The following is a 17,083-nucleotide window of genomic DNA, read 5'->3' as shown; positions in this document are numbered from 1 at the left end:
CTCACGAAGTCTCTATCGGGTCTGCTTACCGATAGTACCTCGCGCGGAAACTTGCCGACCTCTCTGCTGAACCATGAGACATCGGATCACCTCCTTTCGCGCTAGTGAGCTAGAAGCCTTTTCAAGGGCCCCAAGACCGCGTTCGCCGCTGATCTTGACTATCAATTTGTTGCGTTGCGGCGTGTAAAACAAGGCTTGAAAAAAAGTTTTCCCACGTCAGAATCAGCATTTGTGGCTCGGAGCATTCTCCGGGCCTTTTTCATTGGCAGATCGTCGGCTTGCGCAAGGCGGTGGAGGCCGAAGGGAATCGGCTCAGCGGCAGTCTTCGATCACCCGCGTCACTTCGGCCCAGGCGGGCAGGTAGAGCGTGGGCTGGCCCGGTGTCTCGACTGCGAATCGACCACGGGTCAGCGCAATCGCGTCGAAAAGCGGATCGCGTGCCGCAACTACCGCCACCGATAGCGGCGCCTGACCGGTGGCAGGCCTGGCCTGCAGCGTGCGGTCCTGCGTTTCGGTGCGCAGCGTCATGGTCGAGGCGGTATTCGTACCGCGAATCGTCCGTGCGATGGCAATCGTCCGGTCTGCCGGATTGCAGCTGAGCGACAAGGCCGGTTGTATGGGCGAAGCGCCGGTCCCGAAGGTCGCGCTCTTATTTGCGTACGTCCAATTGCCCTGCGTCTGCGGCGCATCGATCCAGTTTTCGGGCGCCGGTGCGGCTGCGACCGGGGGTGGGGGCGGAGCCGGCCTCGCTGCAGGGGTAGGGCTGGGCGCGGGGGTAGGTTCCGGCGCGGGCGGGATGCAGGCGGCGAGGCCGAGCGTCAGTGCGGCAGCGGCGGCAAAATGTCCGTAGATCGGTTTCATAGATGAACAATGCGCGCTAACGCCCTAGGTTTCAAACGGAGTTTGCTGTGGCGAAGAAACGTCTCGACCAGATGCTGGTGGACCGCGGGCTGGTGGAAAGCCGCACGCGGGCGCAGGCGCTGGTGATGGCGGGGCTGGTCTTTTCCGGCGAGCAGAAGATGGCCAAGCCCGGCCAGCAATTGCCCGAAGACGCGTCGCTCGACGTACGCGGACGCGATCATCCCTGGGTCAGCCGCGGCGGCATCAAGCTCGCCCATGCGATCGAGCATTTCGGGCTCGATCCGCGCGGCGTCACGGCAATGGATATCGGTTCGTCCACCGGCGGCTTCACAGACGTATTGCTGCAGGGCGGGGCGGAGCATGTTTTCGCCGTCGACAGCGGTACCAACCAGCTGGCGTGGAAACTGCGGCAGGACGAGCGCGTCACCGTGCTCGAACAGACCAGCGCGCGTATCCTGACGCCGGAGATGATCGACCGGCCCGTCTCGTGGGTCGTGTGCGATGCGAGCTTCATTAGCCTCGCCAAGGTGCTGGAACGCCCGTTCGAACTGGCGGAGCGCGATTGCCGCCTCGTCGCCCTCATCAAGCCGCAGTTCGAGGTCGGGCGCGAGGAGGTGGGCAAGAAAGGCGTGGTCAGCGATCCTGCCCTCCACGCCCGCGTGTGCGAGGAAGTGCGGACATGGGCCGAAGGGCTTGGCTTCACGGTCCAGGGCATTGTCGAAAGCCCGATCACCGGCCCCGAAGGCAATGTGGAATTCCTGATTAGCGCGCACAGGACCGCCTGACGTCATTGACGCTGCCGCTCCGTCCGCTCTAGGCGCTTTGCCGAGAGAGTTCAGACGGAGAGATCATGTCCGCCAATATCGCCGAAATGGAACGCCGCCGTGCCGCTGCAGAGCTGGGCGGCGGGCAGAAGCGCATCGACGCGCAGCACGCCAAGGGCAAGCTGACCGCGCGTGAGCGCCTCGACGTGCTGCTGGACGAAGGCAGCTTCGAGGAACTGGACCGCTACGTCGAACATGACTGCGTCGATTTCGGCATGGACCAGCAGCGCATCCCGGGCGATGGCGTGGTCACCGGATCGGGCACGATCAACGGTCGCCTGGTCTATGTTTTCTCCCAGGATTTCACGGTCTTCGGCGGCTCTCTTTCCAAGCGCCATGCAGAGAAGATCTGCAAGGTGATGGACACCGCGATGAAGGTCGGCGCACCGGTCATCGGCCTCAACGATTCGGGCGGCGCGCGCATCCAGGAAGGCGTGGCATCGCTCGGCGGCTATGCCGAGGTGTTCCAGCGCAACGTGCTCGCGAGCGGCGTTGTGCCGCAGATCAGCCTCATCATGGGACCGTGTGCGGGCGGGGCGGTTTACAGCCCTGCGATGACCGACTTCATCTTCATGGTGGAGGATTCAAGCTACATGTTCGTCACCGGCCCCGACGTGGTGAAGACGGTGACGAACGAAGTCGTCACGCAGGAGGAACTGGGCGGTGCGAAGACGCACACCACCAAGACCAGCGTCGCCGACAACAGCTTCGAGAACGACATCGAGACGCTGCTCGCGACGCGCGATTTCTTCGACTACCTGCCGCTGTCGAACCGCGAGGACGTGCCCGAGCGTCCGACCTCGGACGCATGGGACCGTGAGGAGCCGAGCCTCGACACGCTGATCCCTGACAACGCCAACCAGCCCTATGACATGCACGAAGTCATCCGGAAGACGCTGGACGAGGGCGATTTCTTCGAGATCCAGCCGAACCACGCCGCGAACATCATCTGCGGCTTCGGCCGCGTGGAAGGGCGCACGGTGGGCGTGGTCGCGAACCAGCCGATGGTGCTCGCCGGTGTGCTCGACATCAATTCGTCGAAGAAAGCCGCGCGCTTCGTGCGCTTCTGCGATGCCTTCGAAATCCCGATCCTGACCTTCGTCGACGTGCCCGGCTTCCTTCCCGGCACGGCGCAGGAGCATAATGGCATCATCAAGCACGGCGCGAAGCTGCTCTTCGCCTATGCCGAGGCGACCGTGCCCAAGATCACCGTCATCACCCGCAAGGCTTATGGCGGCGCCTATGACGTGATGGCGTCCAAGCACTTGCGCGGCGACCTCAACTACGCCTGGCCGACCGCCGAAATCGCCGTGATGGGCGCGAAAGGCGCGGTGGAGATCATTTTCCGCCAGGACCGCGACGATCCGGAAAAGATCGCCGAGAAAACGAAGGAATACGAAGACCGCTTCGCCAACCCCTTCGTGGCAGCGCAGCGCGGCTATATCGACGAGGTGATCTACCCGCACTCGACGCGGCGGCGCATCGCGCTGGGGCTAAGGAAGCTGCGCGGAAAGCAGCTCGAGAACCCGTGGAAGAAGCATGATAATATTCCGCTATGATCGTTCTTAAGGTTCTCCTTGCTGCCGTCTTCGCGCTGATTGGCCTTTGGCTTTGGCGAATGGCAAGAAGGTGGTCGGTGAACGAAGAAATCCCGAAGGAGTGGGTGGAATCAATCCATCCGCAGCCAGCGGGCCGGGATGATCCTAACTTTGGGAAAGCAGTTGCTTGGCAAGAGCTGATGGCGCTCATGGCATGGTTGTTCGCTGGACTTTTTGTCCTCTCGATTGGCTTTGAATTGACAGGAAAACTCTGATGAAACTCGGCCGTCTCAACCACATCGGCGTCGCCACGCCCTCGATCGAGGAATCGGTTCGCTATTACCGCGACGCCATGGGCGCGACCTCGTTCCACAAGCCCTTTGATCTGGAGGCGCAGGGGGTGAAGGTCTGCTTCGTCGACACGCCCGGCCTGAACGGCACCCACGGCACCCAGATTGAGCTGATCGAGCCGCTCAGCGCTGACAGCCCCATCGCCAGGTTCCTCGAGAAGAACCCCGCCGGCGGGCAGCACCACCTGTGCTACGAGGTCGAGGATATCGAGGAGGCGCGTAGCTGGTTCGAAGGGCTGGGCAAGCGCATCCTCGGCCCCACGCGCATCGGCGCCCACGGCACGCCGATCTTCTTCCTCCACCCCAAGGACATGATGGGCCAACTGACCGAGATCATGGAAACGCCCAAAGACAATGCGCACTGGTCGAACTGACGCCTGCGCCACTGGAAATCGAGATGACCGACACGCCTAGCTATGACGACTGGAAGCCCCTTGCCGACAAGGAGGTGAAGGGCCGCGACCTGACTTGGCACACACCCGAGGGCATCGCGGTGAAGCCGCTCTACACCAGCGCAGACACCGCCGACCTCGCCCCCGGCGTCCCCGGCATCGCGCCGTTCACGCGCGGGCCCTACGCCTCGATGTACACCGGCCGTCCGTGGACCATCCGCCAGTATGCGGGCTTCTCGACTGCCGAGGAATCGAATGCCTTCTATCGCCGCAACCTTGCCGCCGGGCAGAAGGGTCTGTCGGTCGCCTTCGACCTCGCCACACACCGCGGCTACGACAGCGACCACCCGCGCGTGGTCGGCGATGTCGGCAAGGCGGGCGTCGCCATCGACACCGTGCGCGACATGGAAATCCTGTTCGACCAGATCCCGCTCGACGAGATGAGCGTGTCGATGACGATGAACGGCGCGGTGATCCCGGTCATGGCCTTCTACATCGTCGCGGCGGAGCGGCAGGGCGTCTCTCAGGACAAGCTCGCTGGGACCATCCAGAACGACATCCTCAAGGAGTTCATGGTCCGCAACACCTATATCTACCCGCCCGAGCCGAGCATGCGGATCGTTTCGGACATCATCGCATATACCTCGGCCAACATGCCGAAATTCAACAGCATTTCGATCTCGGGCTATCACATGCACGAGGCCGGGGCGACGGCGGTGCAGGAACTCGCCTTCACCATCGCCGACGGCAAGGAATACGCCAAGCGCGCGATGGAAGCGGGCCTCGATATCGACGCCTTCGCGCCGCGCCTGTCCTTCTTCTGGGGCATCGGCATGAACTTCTTCATGGAGATCGCCAAGATGCGCGCCGCACGCGCGCTGTGGCACGACGTAATGGAAGGGCTGGGTGCGCAGAACCCCAAGTCGAAGATGCTGCGCACCCACTGCCAGACCAGTGGCGTGAGCTTGCAGGAACAGGACCCCTACAACAACGTCATCCGCACCACGATCGAGGCGATGGCGGCGGTGCTGGGCGGCACGCAGTCGCTCCACACCAACGCGCTCGACGAGGCGATTGCCCTCCCGACCGACTTCTCCGCCCGCATCGCGCGCAACACGCAGCTGGTGATCCAGGAAGAGACGGGCGTCACCAAGGTCGCCGATCCGCTGGGCGGCAGCTATTATATCGAGAACCTGACCGCCGCGCTGATCGAAGAAGCGCGCAAGCTGCTCGACGAGGTCGAGGCGGCAGGCGGCATGACCGAATACGTCGCCAGCGGCAAACCCAAGGCGCAGATCGAAATGGCCGCTGCGGCCAAGCAGGCCAGCGTCGACAAGGGCGAAACCGTGATCGTCGGCGTTAACAAGTACCGCCTGCCGGAAGAGGCCGATATCGAGACGCTCGACATCGACAACCACGCCGTGCGCGAAAGCCAAATCGCCCGCCTCAAGACCGTGCGCGAGGGCCGCGACGAGTTCGCCTGCAAGGCCGCGCTCGATGCGCTCGCACGCGGGGCGGCGCAGAAGGAAGGCAACCTCCTCGCCCTCGCGGTCGAAGCGGCTCGCCACGATGCGACGCTGGGCGAAATCAGCCAGGCGATGGAAGACGCCTATGGCCGCTACGACACCATGCCGCGTCCGGTGCGCGGCGTGTATTCGGAAGCCTATTCGGACGACGCACGCTACCGGCAGGTGATCGAAGGCGTGAAGGCGGTCGAGCGCCGCCTTGGCCGTGCGCCGCGCCTGATGGTAGCCAAGATGGGTCAGGACGGCCACGATCGCGGCGCCAACGTGATCGCCTCTGCATTTTCCGACATGGGGTTCGAGGTCGTTTCCGGCCCGCTGTTCCAGACGCCGGAGGAAACGCGCGACATGGCGCTCGAAAACGATGTCGATGCCATTGGCGCGAGTAGCCTTGCGGCAGGTCACAAGACCCTCATTCCCGAACTCATCACCCTGCTGAAGGAAGCGGGCCGCAGCGACATCAAGGTGATCGCCGGCGGCGTGATCCCGCAAAAGGACTACGACTTCCTCAAGCGCGCAGGCGTGCAGGGCATTTACGGCCCGGGCAGCAACGTGGTCGAGTGCGCGGCGGACGTACTGCGCCTGCTCGGCCACAATATGCCGCCTGCCGGAGAGGATCTGGACGAGGCGGCGGAGTGAGCTCCGGCGCCCGATTGCTCGCAGCGATCTTAGGGTCGCTTGTTTACTGGCTACTGGCTATGATCGCGCTGTTCGCCATTTTCCTCCCTTGCGGAATGGGGCCTGAAGCGGATTGCGACATGGCCTCTCCAGTGACTTTTTGGCTGGCAGTTATCGGCGTCGTGCTCATCTACATCGCGCTGCTTTTGCGGCTCAAAAACTGGAAGAAAAATTGACCAAAATCCGTACCGACTGGACCCGCGAGGAGATCGCGGGGCTGTTCGACCTGCCCTTTACCGAACTGCTCTTCCGGGCGGCCACCGTCCACCGCGAGTTCCATCCGCCCGAGCAGGTCCAGCTCTGCACGCTGCTGTCGATCAAGACCGGCGGGTGTCCGGAGGATTGCGGCTATTGCTCGCAGTCGGTCAAGGCCGATAGCGGGGTCGAGGCGACCAAGCTGATGGAGGTGCAATCGGTCCTCCAGCGCGCGGCGCAGGCCAAGGATGCAGGCAGCCAGCGCTTCTGCATGGGCGCGGCGTGGCGCAATCCCAAGGACCGCGACATGCCCGCCATCGTCGAGATCGTGAAGGGCGTCTCCGCCATGGGTCTGGAGACCTGCATGACGCTGGGCATGCTGACGCCGAAACAGGCGAACATGCTGAAGGAAGCGGGCCTCGATTACTACAACCACAATGTCGATACCGGGCCGGAATATTACGAGCGGGTGATCTCGACCCGCAATTACCATGACCGGCTCGACACGCTGCAGAATGTTCGCGATGCGGGCATCAATGTGTGCAGCGGCGGGATCGTTGGCATGGGCGAGACGCGCGAGGACAGGGTGGGCTTCGTCCACACGCTCGCCACGCTGGAACGCCATCCCGAAAGCGTCCCGGTCAATGCGCTCGTGCCGGTCAAGGGCACGGTGCTGGGCGACATGCTGGCCGACACCCCGCTCGCCAAGATCGACGATATCGAGTTCGTGCGCACCGTGGCAGTTGCGCGTATAACCATGCCCATGTCGATGGTCCGCCTTTCCGCCGGTCGCGAAAGCATGAGCGAAGCGACGCAGGCTCTCTGCTTCATGGCGGGCGCCAACTCGATCTTCACCGGCGACAAGCTGCTGACCGCACCCAATGCGGGCGACGACAGCGATGCGGCGCTCTTCGCCAAGCTGGGCCTTACGGCGCTCAAGCAGGAAGAGCCGATGCGCGCCTGCAAGGTCATGGAGCCTGCCGAGTGACCCTCGGCTTCTCCGTCGACGACCTGCTGCCCCGCGCACGCGGTGGCGGCGTGCTGAAGATGGGGCTCGCCAAGATGGACGAGGACGAGTGGCTCCAGCCCGATCCCGACCTCGCCGCACGCGAGGCTGGGTTTGCAGCCTATCCGCAAGGCATCCAGATTTCGCCGGAGGGCGAGGCACCGGGGGCGGAGCTTGCCGCCATGCTCGACCTGTCGGGCGGGCTGCCGGAAGCGGCCCGCACGCATCACGAGGACATGTGCCTGCTCACCCTTCGCGAAGGCGACGACCAGTACCGCCTCGTCGGTGCGGCGGTCGCATGGCCGTCCGACTGGACACCGGCGGACAAGATGGGGCTGCCCTTGCGCGCACTCCACGCGCCGATCCAGGGATACGAGGAGCAGCTCGCCAGCGGGGTCGATCATTTCATGGCCAAGCTGAAGGCAGGCGCGATCTACGGGCGCTGCAACTGGTTCATCGCTGCCACGGGCGAGCGGCGCTGGGTGGCGCAGCCGCCGGCTCAGGCCTTTGCCCATGTGACGCCTGACAACGCGGGCGAGACGCTGTTCGTGCGCTCCGAACGCCAGACGCTGCGCCGCCTGCCCGAAACCGGCGCGATCCTCTTCACCATCGGCATCTACGTCTCGCCGCTGGGCGAATTGTCGCGCGATAATGTCGAGCGGCTGGCGGGCGCGATGCGCACCCTGCTGGACGGCGAGGGCGACCGCCGCGGCGCCGGTGCCTATGCCGACGCGCTGGTCGCCTATTCGGAAAAATCCAGCTGAGGCGGGTGCTTAGGCGCCTTCCTTGACTCCCGGCGGGAAAAGGCGTGTCTTTCGCGCCGCTGGGGGACAACAGCATCACTAGAATTCGGATCGCTTCTCAGGGCCGCATTCCTTGAAGGGAGAGGACGTATGAAGAAGCTTTTACTCGCCGCAGCCGCAATTGGGCTCGCACTTCCCGCCGCACCTGCCATGGCCCAGGAAGGGCCGGAACGCATGGAAGGCGTGACCTGGGCCCGCGTGGTCCTGACCAAGTTCAAGCAAGGCAAGCGCGGACGCGGGACGGAAATCATCCGCGACTATTTCGCCAAGGCCGACGGCATGACCGGCAAGAAGAGCGGCATCCACGGCATTCATCTCAACACCGGCGAATGGGACCTGATGTATGTCTTTCCCATGGAAGGCGGGCCGAACGACATGACCTGGGCCACTTCGCCCGACGATATCGCATGGATGGAACAGCTGTCGAAGCTGGCCGGCGGCCGGGACAAGGCGCAGAAATTGCTGGAGGAATTCGATTCCCTGATCGCGCGAGAGACAAGCTACATCGGACATGCGCACGCCGATCACTGACCATGACTTGATGTGGCTCCGAAGGGGCGGCATAGGCTTGTGCATGACCTCTGCCGCTCCCGGAGCCTGAATGTTCGAGAAAATCCTGATCGCCAATCGCGGCGAAATCGCCTGCCGCGTCATCAAGACGGCCAAGCGCATGGGGATCGCCACCGTGGCGGTCTATTCCGATGCCGACGCGCGGGCGCCCTTCGTGCGGATGGCTGACGAGGCGGTGCATATCGGTCCGGCCCCTGCGGCGGAAAGCTACCTCATCGCCGACAAGATCATCGCTGCATGCAAGCAGACCGGCGCGGATGCCGTTCACCCGGGCTATGGTTTCCTTTCGGAGCGCGCGAGCTTCGTGGAAGCGCTGGACAAGGAAGGCATCGCCTTCGTCGGCCCGCCGACCAAGGCCATCGCCGCGATGGGCGACAAGATCGAGAGCAAGAAGATCGCCCGCGAGGCAGGCGTGAACGTGGTCCCCGGCTTCGTCGGCGAAATCCGCGATACCGAGCATGCGGTCGAGATCTCGAACGATATCGGCTATCCGGTCATGATGAAGGCCAGTGCCGGCGGCGGCGGCAAAGGCATGCGCCTTGCCTATAGCGAAAAGGACGTGCGCGAAGGCTTCGAAAGCGTGAAGCGCGAAGGCCTCAACTCCTTCGGTGACGACCGCGTCTTCATCGAGAAGTTCATCGAGGACCCGCGCCACATCGAGATCCAGATCCTCGGCGACAAGCACGGCAACGTGATCTACCTCAACGAGCGCGAATGCTCGATCCAGCGCCGCCACCAGAAGGTGGTCGAGGAAGCGCCGTCGCCCTTCGTCAGCGCAGAAATGCGCAAGGCCATGGGCGAACAGTGCGTCGCCCTGTCGAAGGCGGTCGGTTATTACAGTGCGGGCACGGTCGAACTGATCGTTTCCGGCGCCGACAAGACCGGCGAGAGCTTCTACTTCCTCGAAATGAACACCCGCCTGCAGGTGGAACATCCGGTCACCGAGGCGATCACCGGCGTAGACCTCGTCGAGCAGATGATCCGCGTGGCGGCAGGCGAAAAGCTCGCCATCACGCAGGACGACGTGAAGATCGACGGCTGGGCGATCGAGAATCGCGTCTATGCCGAAGACCCCTATCGCGGCTTCCTGCCTTCCACGGGCCGCCTGGTGCGCTACCAGCCGCCGGTCGAGCCATGGGCCGACGACGGGGCGGAGAACGGCCGCCGCGGCGTCGCCGGCGTGCGCGTCGATGACGGCGTGTTCGAAGGCGGCGAGGTTTCGATGTTCTACGACCCGATGATCGCCAAGCTGATCACCTGGGGCGAAACGCGCGACGAGGCAGCAGGCATGCAGGTGCAGGCACTGGACGCCTTCCGCATCGAAGGCCTCGGCCACAATGTCGATTTCCTCAGCGCGATCATGCAGCACCCGCGTTTCCGTTCGGGCGAGCTGACCACCGGTTTCATCGCCGAGGAATATCCCGACGGCTTCGAGGGCGCAGCCGCCTCGGATGACCTGAAGCGCGTGCTGGCAGCCGTGGGCGGGGTCATCGCGACTGCCGATGCCGACCGCGCGCGGCGCATCGACCAGCAACTGGATGGCGATTTCTACGCGCCGGGCGACTGGACCGTGCGCCTGGGCGAGACCGATTACCGCGTCGTGCTGGAGGAAGATGCCATCACGGTCGACGGCCAGCCGGTCGATCTCGACATGGAATACACGCCCGGCGAGACGATGATCGACCTCGAGGCGGAGGGCGAGGCGCTGACGCTGCAGCTAAAGCCCACCCGCACGGGCTATGCGATCACCACGCGCGGCGCGACGCACACCTTGCGCATCCTCCAGACGCGCATCGCCCACCTCGCAACGCACATGATCGAGAAGGAGCCGCCGGATCTTTCGAAGATGCTCATCTGCCCCATGCCCGGCCTGCTGGTGAAGCTGCACGTTGCCGAAGGGGACGAGGTGCAGCCCGGACAGCCGCTCGCCACGGTGGAAGCGATGAAGATGGAAAACATCCTGCGCGCCGAAAAGCAGGCCGTGGTCGGCAAGATCAATGCCGGCGAGGGCGACAGCCTCGCGGTGGACGAGGTCATCCTCGAACTCGAATAGGCAAGCGCCTTGCGCGATTAAGGAAAGTGCTGCGCAATCTTTTGAAAGGGTTGCGCGACATTCCTTGCGAATTTCGCTGCATTGCACCCAAACATGGTGAACGAGCTTTTACCGACTCGGTAAGCAGGAGATACTGGGGACCTTCGGTTCGCTTCTGACGCAACACGCACAGGAGTTATCGCATGGCACACAGGGGCACAGGCTTCTTCGATACCAGGGGCAATTACCACAAGACGCCCGAGGACGCGACGATCGCAGACCTCGCAGGCATTCTCGGCAAGATCGGCGAAGGCGACAGCCTCGCACCGGGCATCGCGCAGATGCTGCTGCAACGCCGCCCTGAAATCGAACGCCTTTTCGAAGAACACGACGCGATGCTGGCCGATTACCAGCCAGTCGGCGCAGGGGCCAAGGTCACCCGGCTCGAACCGCGCGCGGGCTGAGCAAGGTCATTCCGTCAGCGGGAGGTGGTAGCACTGGTTGTGCGGCCCGTTGACGTAGTCCGCAAAGGCATCGCCGCGTTCGAAACCGTATTTCGTATAGAGCCTGATGGCGGGGACGAACTCGTCCGAAGTTCCCGTTTCCAGGCTCAGCCGCGCAATCCCTTCCGCGCGTGAAAGGTCGATCAGCGCCTCCAGCACCGCTTTCGCAATGCCCTTGCCGAGATGTTCGGGCCGCGTGCGCATCGATTTCAGTTCCGCTTGCCCGCTACCGAGCCGCTTAAGGGCACCGATGGCGACCAGTTCCTCGCCTTCCCACGCGCCCAGCACGGTCGTCTCCCCCCCCGACAGGCCCGAAAGGTCGAGCGCGAAGCTGGTGCCGGGCGGCGACATCGCCTCCATGTCCTGCTGGTGAAATGCAATGAGATCGCGAACCGCCGGGTCCGCTAGGCTCGCCTCGGCGATCCGCATGGTCAGCCTTCCACCATCGCGACCGCGCGGATCCAGCCTGCGCTGGCGCGCTCGATCTTCACGGGGAAGCAGCTGAAGGTGAAGCCGTGGTCGGGCAGGGCGGCGAGATTGGTCAGCTTCTCAATCTGATAATAGGGCCTGATGCGGCCGGCCTTGTGGCCTTCCCAGATGATCGCGGGGTCGCGCTTTTCCGCCCAGCGCCGCGCGGTGTGGCTGAAGGGCGCATCCCAGCTCCATGCATCGGTGCCGACCACTTCCACGCCCCTTTCGGTGAGCCACAGGGTCGCTTCCGCGCCAAGGCCGACGCCCTGGTCGGTGAAATTCTCTGTCCCGTAGACCGCGCCCGACTGGACGAGGACGATGTCGAGCGGCTGGAGGTCGTAACCGATCTTATCGAATGCCTGTTCTACCTCTGCTGCGCTCACCACGTGGCCGTGCGGCAAATGGCTGAAATCGAGTTTCACGCCGGGGCGGAAGAACCGGTCGAGCGGCGCCTCGTCGATGCTGGGCGCAGCGCGTGCGCCATCGTCGGTCGTCGAGTGGTAATGCCACGGCGCGTCCATGTGGGTGCCGTTGTGGGTGGAAAGCTCCAGCATCTCCACGGCCCAACCTTCGCCGTCGGGCAGGTCCTGCTTTTCGAGGCCCGGAAAGAACATGGCGATCTGTTCCCACGTGTTCTCGTGGGTCATGTACTGGATTTTCGGCCGCATCACTTCCGGGTCCGAGACCACGACGTTGGTGATCGGGATGGACAGGTCGATGAAGCGCGTCATGCCTTCCGTCCTAATGCGCCTGCAGCTGTTCGTCGAGGAAGGCGGCGACGTCGGCCAGCTGGACATCCTTCGCGAGGTAGGCATCACCGATGCAGCGCAGCAGGATGAAGGGCAGGGAGCCTGCATCCATCTTCTTGTCGTGCAGCATGTGATCGGCCAGCGCGCGTCCGTCGCACGCGAGGCCGAGGGCCGAGATTTCCGCCGGAAGTCCCGCGGCATCGACCGCGCGCGTGATCCGTTCGGCTGCGTCGGTGGAAATCTCCCCGCGCCGTGCGGAATAGCGGGCGGCCAGCACCATGCCGAGAGCCACGCCTTCGCCGTGTAGCAGGCAGTCGGAAAAGCCCGTTTCCGCCTCCAGCGCATGGCCGAATGTGTGCCCGAGGTTTAGCAGGGCGCGCGCGCCGCTTGTCTCGCGCTCGTCCTCGGCGACGATCCGCGCCTTCATCGCGACGCTGGCAGCCACGGCGTGTTCGAGCGCAGCGGGATCGCCGGCCAGCACCTTGGCCCCGTTCGCTTCGAGCCAGTCGAAAAAGCCGGAATCGCCGAGGATTCCGTATTTGAGCACCTCGGCATAGCCGGCGCGCATTTCGCGGGCGGGCAATGTGCCGAGCGCGTCGAGATCGGCCATCACGAGGCCCGGCTGGTGGAACGCCCCGACGAGGTTCTTGCCTGCAGCGGTGTTGATCGCGGTCTTGCCGCCAACCGAACTGTCGACCTGCGCCAGCAAGGTGGTCGGCAATTGCACGAAGCCGCAGCCGCGCTTCAGGATGGCGCAGGCAAAGCCGGTGAGGTCGCCCACGACCCCGCCGCCCAGTGCCAGCACGTGATCGCCGCGCTCGACCTCTTCGGCCAGCAGCCAGTCGGTCAGACGAGCAAGGCTTTCCCAGCTTTTCGATCCTTCACCGGGCGCGACCTCGTACCAGCGCGGCTCCTTGCCGGCAGCACGCAGCGATGCCTCGACCGCTTCGCCCCAGTGCTTGCGGGCATTGGCATCGGCGACGATCGGCACGCTCGCCTTGCGCAGGAACGGCGTGGCCTGTTCGCCGATGGCGGCCAGCAGGCCGTGCCCCACGCGCACTTCGTAGCTGCGCCCGGCCAGGGCGACGTCGATCACAGCCATGCGGCCAGTTCCTCCAGTATTCGGTTCACGGCTGCATCGTGCGGACCGTCGCCGGTCACGACATGGATTTGCGCCTCTGCATAGGCGGGGCCGCGCTGTTCCTTCAGGTTGACCAGGATTTCGCGCGGGTCGCCGGTCTTGAGCAGCGGCCGCGTGTTACGGCGCGACGTGCGCTCGACCAAAGTGTCCAGGTCGCAGTCGAGCCACACCGCGACGCCCTTTTCCAGCACCAGCGCGCGGGTTTCGGGGTCGACGAAGGCACCGCCGCCAGTCGCGATGACGCCGTGGCCTTCCTCCAGCAGGCGTGCGATCACGCGGCGTTCGCCGTCGCGGAAATAGGCTTCGCCATGCTCTTCGAAGATTTCGGAGACGCTGCGGTCGGCCGCCTTTTCGATCTCCTCGTCCGCATCGACGAAATCGCGCCCGAGCGCGCCTGCCAGCCTTCGCCCGATGCTGGTCTTGCCCACGCCCATCAGCCCGACGAGCACCAACGGCCGGTCCAGCCTGCTGGCGATGCCGGCACGGTCCACCGTTTCGGAAGGCTTGTGCGCGTTGTTCATTGCCGCTCGGCCTATAGATGGGCTAGGGCGCGGGCAAGTCACACGGATTGTTGATCGAGGATACGAAAATCTTGGCCGTAAAACGCCCGCGCATTCTGGGGATCGCTGCGCTTGCCCTGCTGGCCGTGCTCGTCATCGCATGGATCGACGGCGGCGAAGAGCCGATCCGGCCGATTACCGAGCCTGTCGAAGTGCCGGAGATCGCCCGATGAACCGCGGCTACTGGCTCGCCGGCGCGGCGCTTGTCCTGTCCTCCACGGTGGTGCTGGCCCAGCGCGCGCCGGAAAGCATCCTACCGTCTTCCGCCAATACGCCCGCGCCGAGCCCGGCGCCGGCCGCATCTCCTGCGCCTTCCGCTCCCGCGGGCCAGGCAGGTGAAGTGGTCCAGCCGCTCCCGAGCGCGCCCGAGCCGGTCGACACCTCTGGCATCGACCTGTCCGATATCCCCTCGGTCGAAGAGCTCGAGGCGATGAGCACAGCCGAACTGGATGATGTCCTCGGCCTGAAGCCCCGCTTCGACATTCCGCCCGCCGCGCGCCGTTCGCTGTCGCGGGTCGGGGTGATTGCCGCAGCAGAAGGCGGTTTGCCGCCGCTCTCGCTGGCGAACCAGCCTGCCGGACTCGTGCGCGCCACGCTGGGAGGCATTCGCGGCCCCATGGTGTCGCGTTGGGGGCACATCCTCATGCGCCGTGCGCTCGCCAGCCGTCTCGACGCGCCGCAGGGCATGAGCCCGATCGAATTCGCCACCCTGCGCGTGCGGGTGCTCAATTCGATGGGCGAATATGCGGCTGCCCGTGCACTTGTGCAGGATATCGACACGGCGAACTACTCGCCTGCGCTGACGCAGGCCGCGGTCGATGCCTACATCGGCGCGGCCGACATCGTCGGGGCCTGCCCTTCGGTCCGCCTCGGCACCGGCACGGACGAGATTGCCAATTGGGCCATGCTCGAAGGCATTTGCGCGGCATTCGCTGGCGAATCGCAGCGCGCCCAGAACGATCTTCGCCGCCTGCTCTCCCGCGCCGAGGGAGACGCGCGGATCGACGTGCTGCTGGCCCAGCGCTTCGCCGGGGCGGCAGGTGATGGCCGCCGCGCGGTGACGATCGAGTGGGACGGCATCGATTCGATGACCCCATGGCGTTTTGCGCTGGCCAATGCGCTGGGCGAACCGCTGCCGGAAAACCTCACCGACGATCTGGGCGCGACCTACCTTATCTCCGAAGCGATGACGCCCGCCCTCCCGGTAACGCAGCGCATTCGCGGTTCCGACGTCGCCGCCGCTTCGGGCGTGCTCTCGGCGGAAGCCATCGTCGATCTCTACGGCCAGCTCTACGCGGCGCGCACCGACGCGGGCGAGGGGCCAGCCCTGACTACCGCATCACGCCTGCGCGATGCCTATGTCGATCCGTCGCCTGCCAACCGCGTCGCGGCCATCCGCGACGTGTGGAGCGGCAGCGATGCCGATTACGGGCGCATGGTGCTGACCGCCTATGCCGCCGCGCGCGTCACACCGAGCGAGGATTTCGCAGATGATGCAGGCGAACTGATCGCCTCCATGCTCACCGCCGGGCTCGAACGCGATGCGCTGCGCTGGGCCGACGCCGTGGACGCTGGAAGCCTCGGCTGGGCACTGTTGGCGCTGGCCAATCCGCGCGGCGGTACGGTCAGCGACGGCCAGCTCGACACATTCTTCGATGACGACGATTCGCAGAACAGTCGCAAGTCGCGCATGCTGCTCGCCGGGCTTGCGGGCCTTGGTCGTGTGAACGAGGGCGATATCGCCGAATATTCACAGCGTCTGGAGATGAACCTCGGTGCGCCCACGCGTTGGACGCAGATGATCGACCGCGCTGCCGCGGTGGAGAACCGCGCGCTCGTCGCCTACCTCGCAGGCCTCGGCATGCAGGGCGACAGCTGGGACCGCATGACCGCGCGCCACCTCTATCACATCGTTTCCGCGCTCAACCGCGTGGGGATGGAAGCCGAAGCCCGGATGATCGCCGCGGAGGCGGTCGCGCGGGCCTGAGCCGGCGGTGGCTGTCCCAGGAGGCACGATCGAGGATTTCCTCGCCATGCTCGCCGCCGAACGCGGCGCGGCGCGCAACACCATCCTCGCCTACGGGCGCGACCTTGCACAGGCGGAAGATCTGCTGGGCGGCGACCTTGCCGGGGCATCTGCTGCGCAGCTGTCGAAGCTGGGGCAGGGCTGGGCCTCGCTCGCGGCCTCGACCATGGCGCGCAAGATTTCGGCGCTGCGGCAGTATTACGGCTTTCTCCTCGACGAGGGGCTGCGCGAGGACGATCCGACCCATGCCTTGCCGCGCCCTGCCACGCGACGGCCGCTGCCCAAGATCCTCAGCCATGCGCAGGTTGAGGCCCTGTTCGCCCGTGCGGAGGACGAGGCTGCCAGCGACCGGCCTGAGGCTGTGCGCATGCTGGCGATGCTCGAACTGCTTTACGGATCGGGCCTGCGCGCAACGGAACTCGTCTCGCTGCCGATTTCGGCAGTCCCGCGCGACGAGCCGTTCCTCACCGTCACCGGTAAGGGTGGGCAGGCGCGCATGGTGCCGGTGAGCCGCCGCGCGAAGCAGGCACTCTCGCGCTGGCTAGCCTTGCGCGAACAGGGCTCGCGCTTCCTTTTTCCCTCGCGCAGCGGGCATATCTCGCGGGTCAGGCTGTTCCAGCTGCTCAAGGAACTGGCGGTGCGTGCCGACTTGCCGCCCGAAAAGCTCAGTCCTCACGTGCTGCGCCACGCCTTTGCGACCCACTTGCTGGAGGGCGGGGCGGACCTGCGCGCCCTGCAGACGCTGCTCGGCCACGCCGATATCGCGACCACGCAGATATACACCCATGTCGACGCGGCACGGTTGGTAAAGCTAGTGAACGAACGCCATCCCCTTGCCCGTCCGCTCGCGAGCGACTAGCG

Annotated in this window: 19 protein-coding genes; 14 read left to right on the top strand and 5 right to left on the bottom strand. The window is 65.0% G+C overall.

The features are described from left to right. Positions 1-312: 312 nt before the first annotated feature. The gene (locus GRI42_RS05770; RefSeq protein ID WP_160607379.1) at positions 313-861 is read right to left on the bottom strand and encodes a hypothetical protein; all 549 of its coding nucleotides are present in this window, start codon (positions 859-861) and stop codon (positions 313-315) included. Between the two features lie 71 nt (positions 862-932). Here GRI42_RS05770 and GRI42_RS05765 point away from each other — a divergent pair, with 71 nt between their 5' ends. The 11 genes from GRI42_RS05765 (at position 933) to GRI42_RS05715 (ending at position 11,236) form a co-directional block, all read left to right on the top strand. Further along, entirely contained in the window at positions 933-1,646 is a 714-nt protein-coding gene (locus GRI42_RS05765; RefSeq protein WP_160609092.1) for a TlyA family RNA methyltransferase, read from the top strand. A gap of 65 nt (positions 1,647-1,711) precedes the next feature. Continuing rightward, entirely contained in the window at positions 1,712-3,244 is a 1,533-nt protein-coding gene (locus tag GRI42_RS05760; protein WP_160607378.1) for an acyl-CoA carboxylase subunit beta, read from the top strand. Further along, positions 3,241-3,498: a hypothetical protein gene (locus tag GRI42_RS05755; RefSeq protein ID WP_160607377.1), complete on the top strand. Its 258-nt coding sequence runs from the start codon at positions 3,241-3,243 to the stop codon at positions 3,496-3,498. The genes GRI42_RS05760 and GRI42_RS05755 overlap by 4 nt, the downstream gene beginning before the upstream one ends. Then, positions 3,498-3,947 carry a methylmalonyl-CoA epimerase gene (gene mce, locus GRI42_RS05750; RefSeq protein WP_160607376.1) on the top strand — a complete coding sequence of 150 codons (450 nt, stop codon included), beginning with the start codon at positions 3,498-3,500 and terminating at the stop codon, positions 3,945-3,947. The genes GRI42_RS05755 and mce overlap by 1 nt, the downstream gene beginning before the upstream one ends. Positions 3,948-3,970: 23 nt before the next feature. Continuing rightward, on the top strand, positions 3,971-6,127 hold the full coding sequence (gene scpA, locus GRI42_RS05745; protein WP_160607375.1) for a methylmalonyl-CoA mutase: 2,157 nt from the start codon (positions 3,971-3,973) through the stop codon (positions 6,125-6,127). A 59-nt stretch (positions 6,128-6,186) separates the two neighbouring features. Further along, positions 6,187-6,342 (top strand): hypothetical protein, encoded by a 156-nt coding sequence (locus GRI42_RS05740; RefSeq protein ID WP_160607374.1) that lies wholly within the window; start codon positions 6,187-6,189, stop codon positions 6,340-6,342. Continuing rightward, a complete protein-coding gene (bioB, locus tag GRI42_RS05735) occupies positions 6,339-7,349 on the top strand; it encodes a biotin synthase BioB (protein ID WP_160607373.1) in 1,011 nt (336 codons plus the stop codon). Before GRI42_RS05740 ends, bioB begins: the two co-directional genes overlap by 4 nt. Continuing rightward, complete coding sequence (locus GRI42_RS05730; RefSeq protein WP_160607372.1) at positions 7,346-8,131, top strand: heme-dependent oxidative N-demethylase family protein; 786 nt, start codon at positions 7,346-7,348, stop codon at positions 8,129-8,131. The genes bioB and GRI42_RS05730 overlap by 4 nt, the downstream gene beginning before the upstream one ends. Before the next feature lie 129 nt (positions 8,132-8,260). Continuing rightward, entirely contained in the window at positions 8,261-8,701 is a 441-nt protein-coding gene (locus GRI42_RS05725; RefSeq protein WP_160607371.1) for a hypothetical protein, read from the top strand. A 70-nt stretch (positions 8,702-8,771) separates the two neighbouring features. Continuing rightward, positions 8,772-10,793 (top strand): acetyl-CoA carboxylase biotin carboxylase subunit, encoded by a 2,022-nt coding sequence (locus GRI42_RS05720; RefSeq protein WP_160607370.1) that lies wholly within the window; start codon positions 8,772-8,774, stop codon positions 10,791-10,793. A 182-nt stretch (positions 10,794-10,975) separates the two neighbouring features. Continuing rightward, positions 10,976-11,236, top strand: a complete 261-nt coding sequence (locus GRI42_RS05715) for a hypothetical protein (RefSeq protein ID WP_160607369.1) — start codon at positions 10,976-10,978, stop codon at positions 11,234-11,236. Between the two features lie 6 nt (positions 11,237-11,242). Here GRI42_RS05715 and GRI42_RS05710 read toward each other — a convergent pair whose 3' ends face one another. From GRI42_RS05710 to GRI42_RS05695, 4 genes are read right to left on the bottom strand one after another with little or no spacing between them, the layout of a single operon-like run. After that, complete coding sequence (locus tag GRI42_RS05710) at positions 11,243-11,704, bottom strand: GNAT family N-acetyltransferase (protein WP_160607368.1); 462 nt, start codon at positions 11,702-11,704, stop codon at positions 11,243-11,245. A gap of 2 nt (positions 11,705-11,706) precedes the next feature. Next, on the bottom strand, positions 11,707-12,477 hold the full coding sequence (locus GRI42_RS05705) for a cyclase family protein (protein WP_160607367.1): 771 nt from the start codon (positions 12,475-12,477) through the stop codon (positions 11,707-11,709). A 10-nt stretch (positions 12,478-12,487) separates the two neighbouring features. Continuing rightward, on the bottom strand, positions 12,488-13,597 hold the full coding sequence (gene aroB, locus GRI42_RS05700; RefSeq protein ID WP_160607366.1) for a 3-dehydroquinate synthase: 1,110 nt from the start codon (positions 13,595-13,597) through the stop codon (positions 12,488-12,490). After that, positions 13,588-14,157 (bottom strand): shikimate kinase, encoded by a 570-nt coding sequence (locus GRI42_RS05695; protein ID WP_160607365.1) that lies wholly within the window; start codon positions 14,155-14,157, stop codon positions 13,588-13,590. Before GRI42_RS05695 ends, aroB begins: the two co-directional genes overlap by 10 nt. A gap of 71 nt (positions 14,158-14,228) precedes the next feature. Between GRI42_RS05695 and GRI42_RS13815 the strand changes: the two genes are divergently transcribed. The 3 genes from GRI42_RS13815 to GRI42_RS05685 are packed head-to-tail and all read left to right on the top strand — an operon-like array spanning position 14,229 to position 17,081. Continuing rightward, entirely contained in the window at positions 14,229-14,369 is a 141-nt protein-coding gene (locus tag GRI42_RS13815; RefSeq protein WP_170289991.1) for a hypothetical protein, read from the top strand. Then, positions 14,366-16,183, top strand: a complete 1,818-nt coding sequence (locus GRI42_RS05690) for a hypothetical protein (RefSeq protein ID WP_160607364.1) — start codon at positions 14,366-14,368, stop codon at positions 16,181-16,183. Before GRI42_RS13815 ends, GRI42_RS05690 begins: the two co-directional genes overlap by 4 nt. Before the next feature lie 7 nt (positions 16,184-16,190). Then, complete coding sequence (locus tag GRI42_RS05685; RefSeq protein ID WP_325065303.1) at positions 16,191-17,081, top strand: tyrosine recombinase; 891 nt, start codon at positions 16,191-16,193, stop codon at positions 17,079-17,081. The last annotated feature ends 2 nt before the right edge of the window (positions 17,082-17,083 follow it).

This window comes from Qipengyuania gaetbuli, from assembly GCF_009827315.1.
GTDB classification, from domain to species: domain Bacteria; phylum Pseudomonadota; class Alphaproteobacteria; order Sphingomonadales; family Sphingomonadaceae; genus Qipengyuania; species Qipengyuania gaetbuli.
This window is presented reverse-complemented; position numbering and strand designations above follow the sequence as displayed.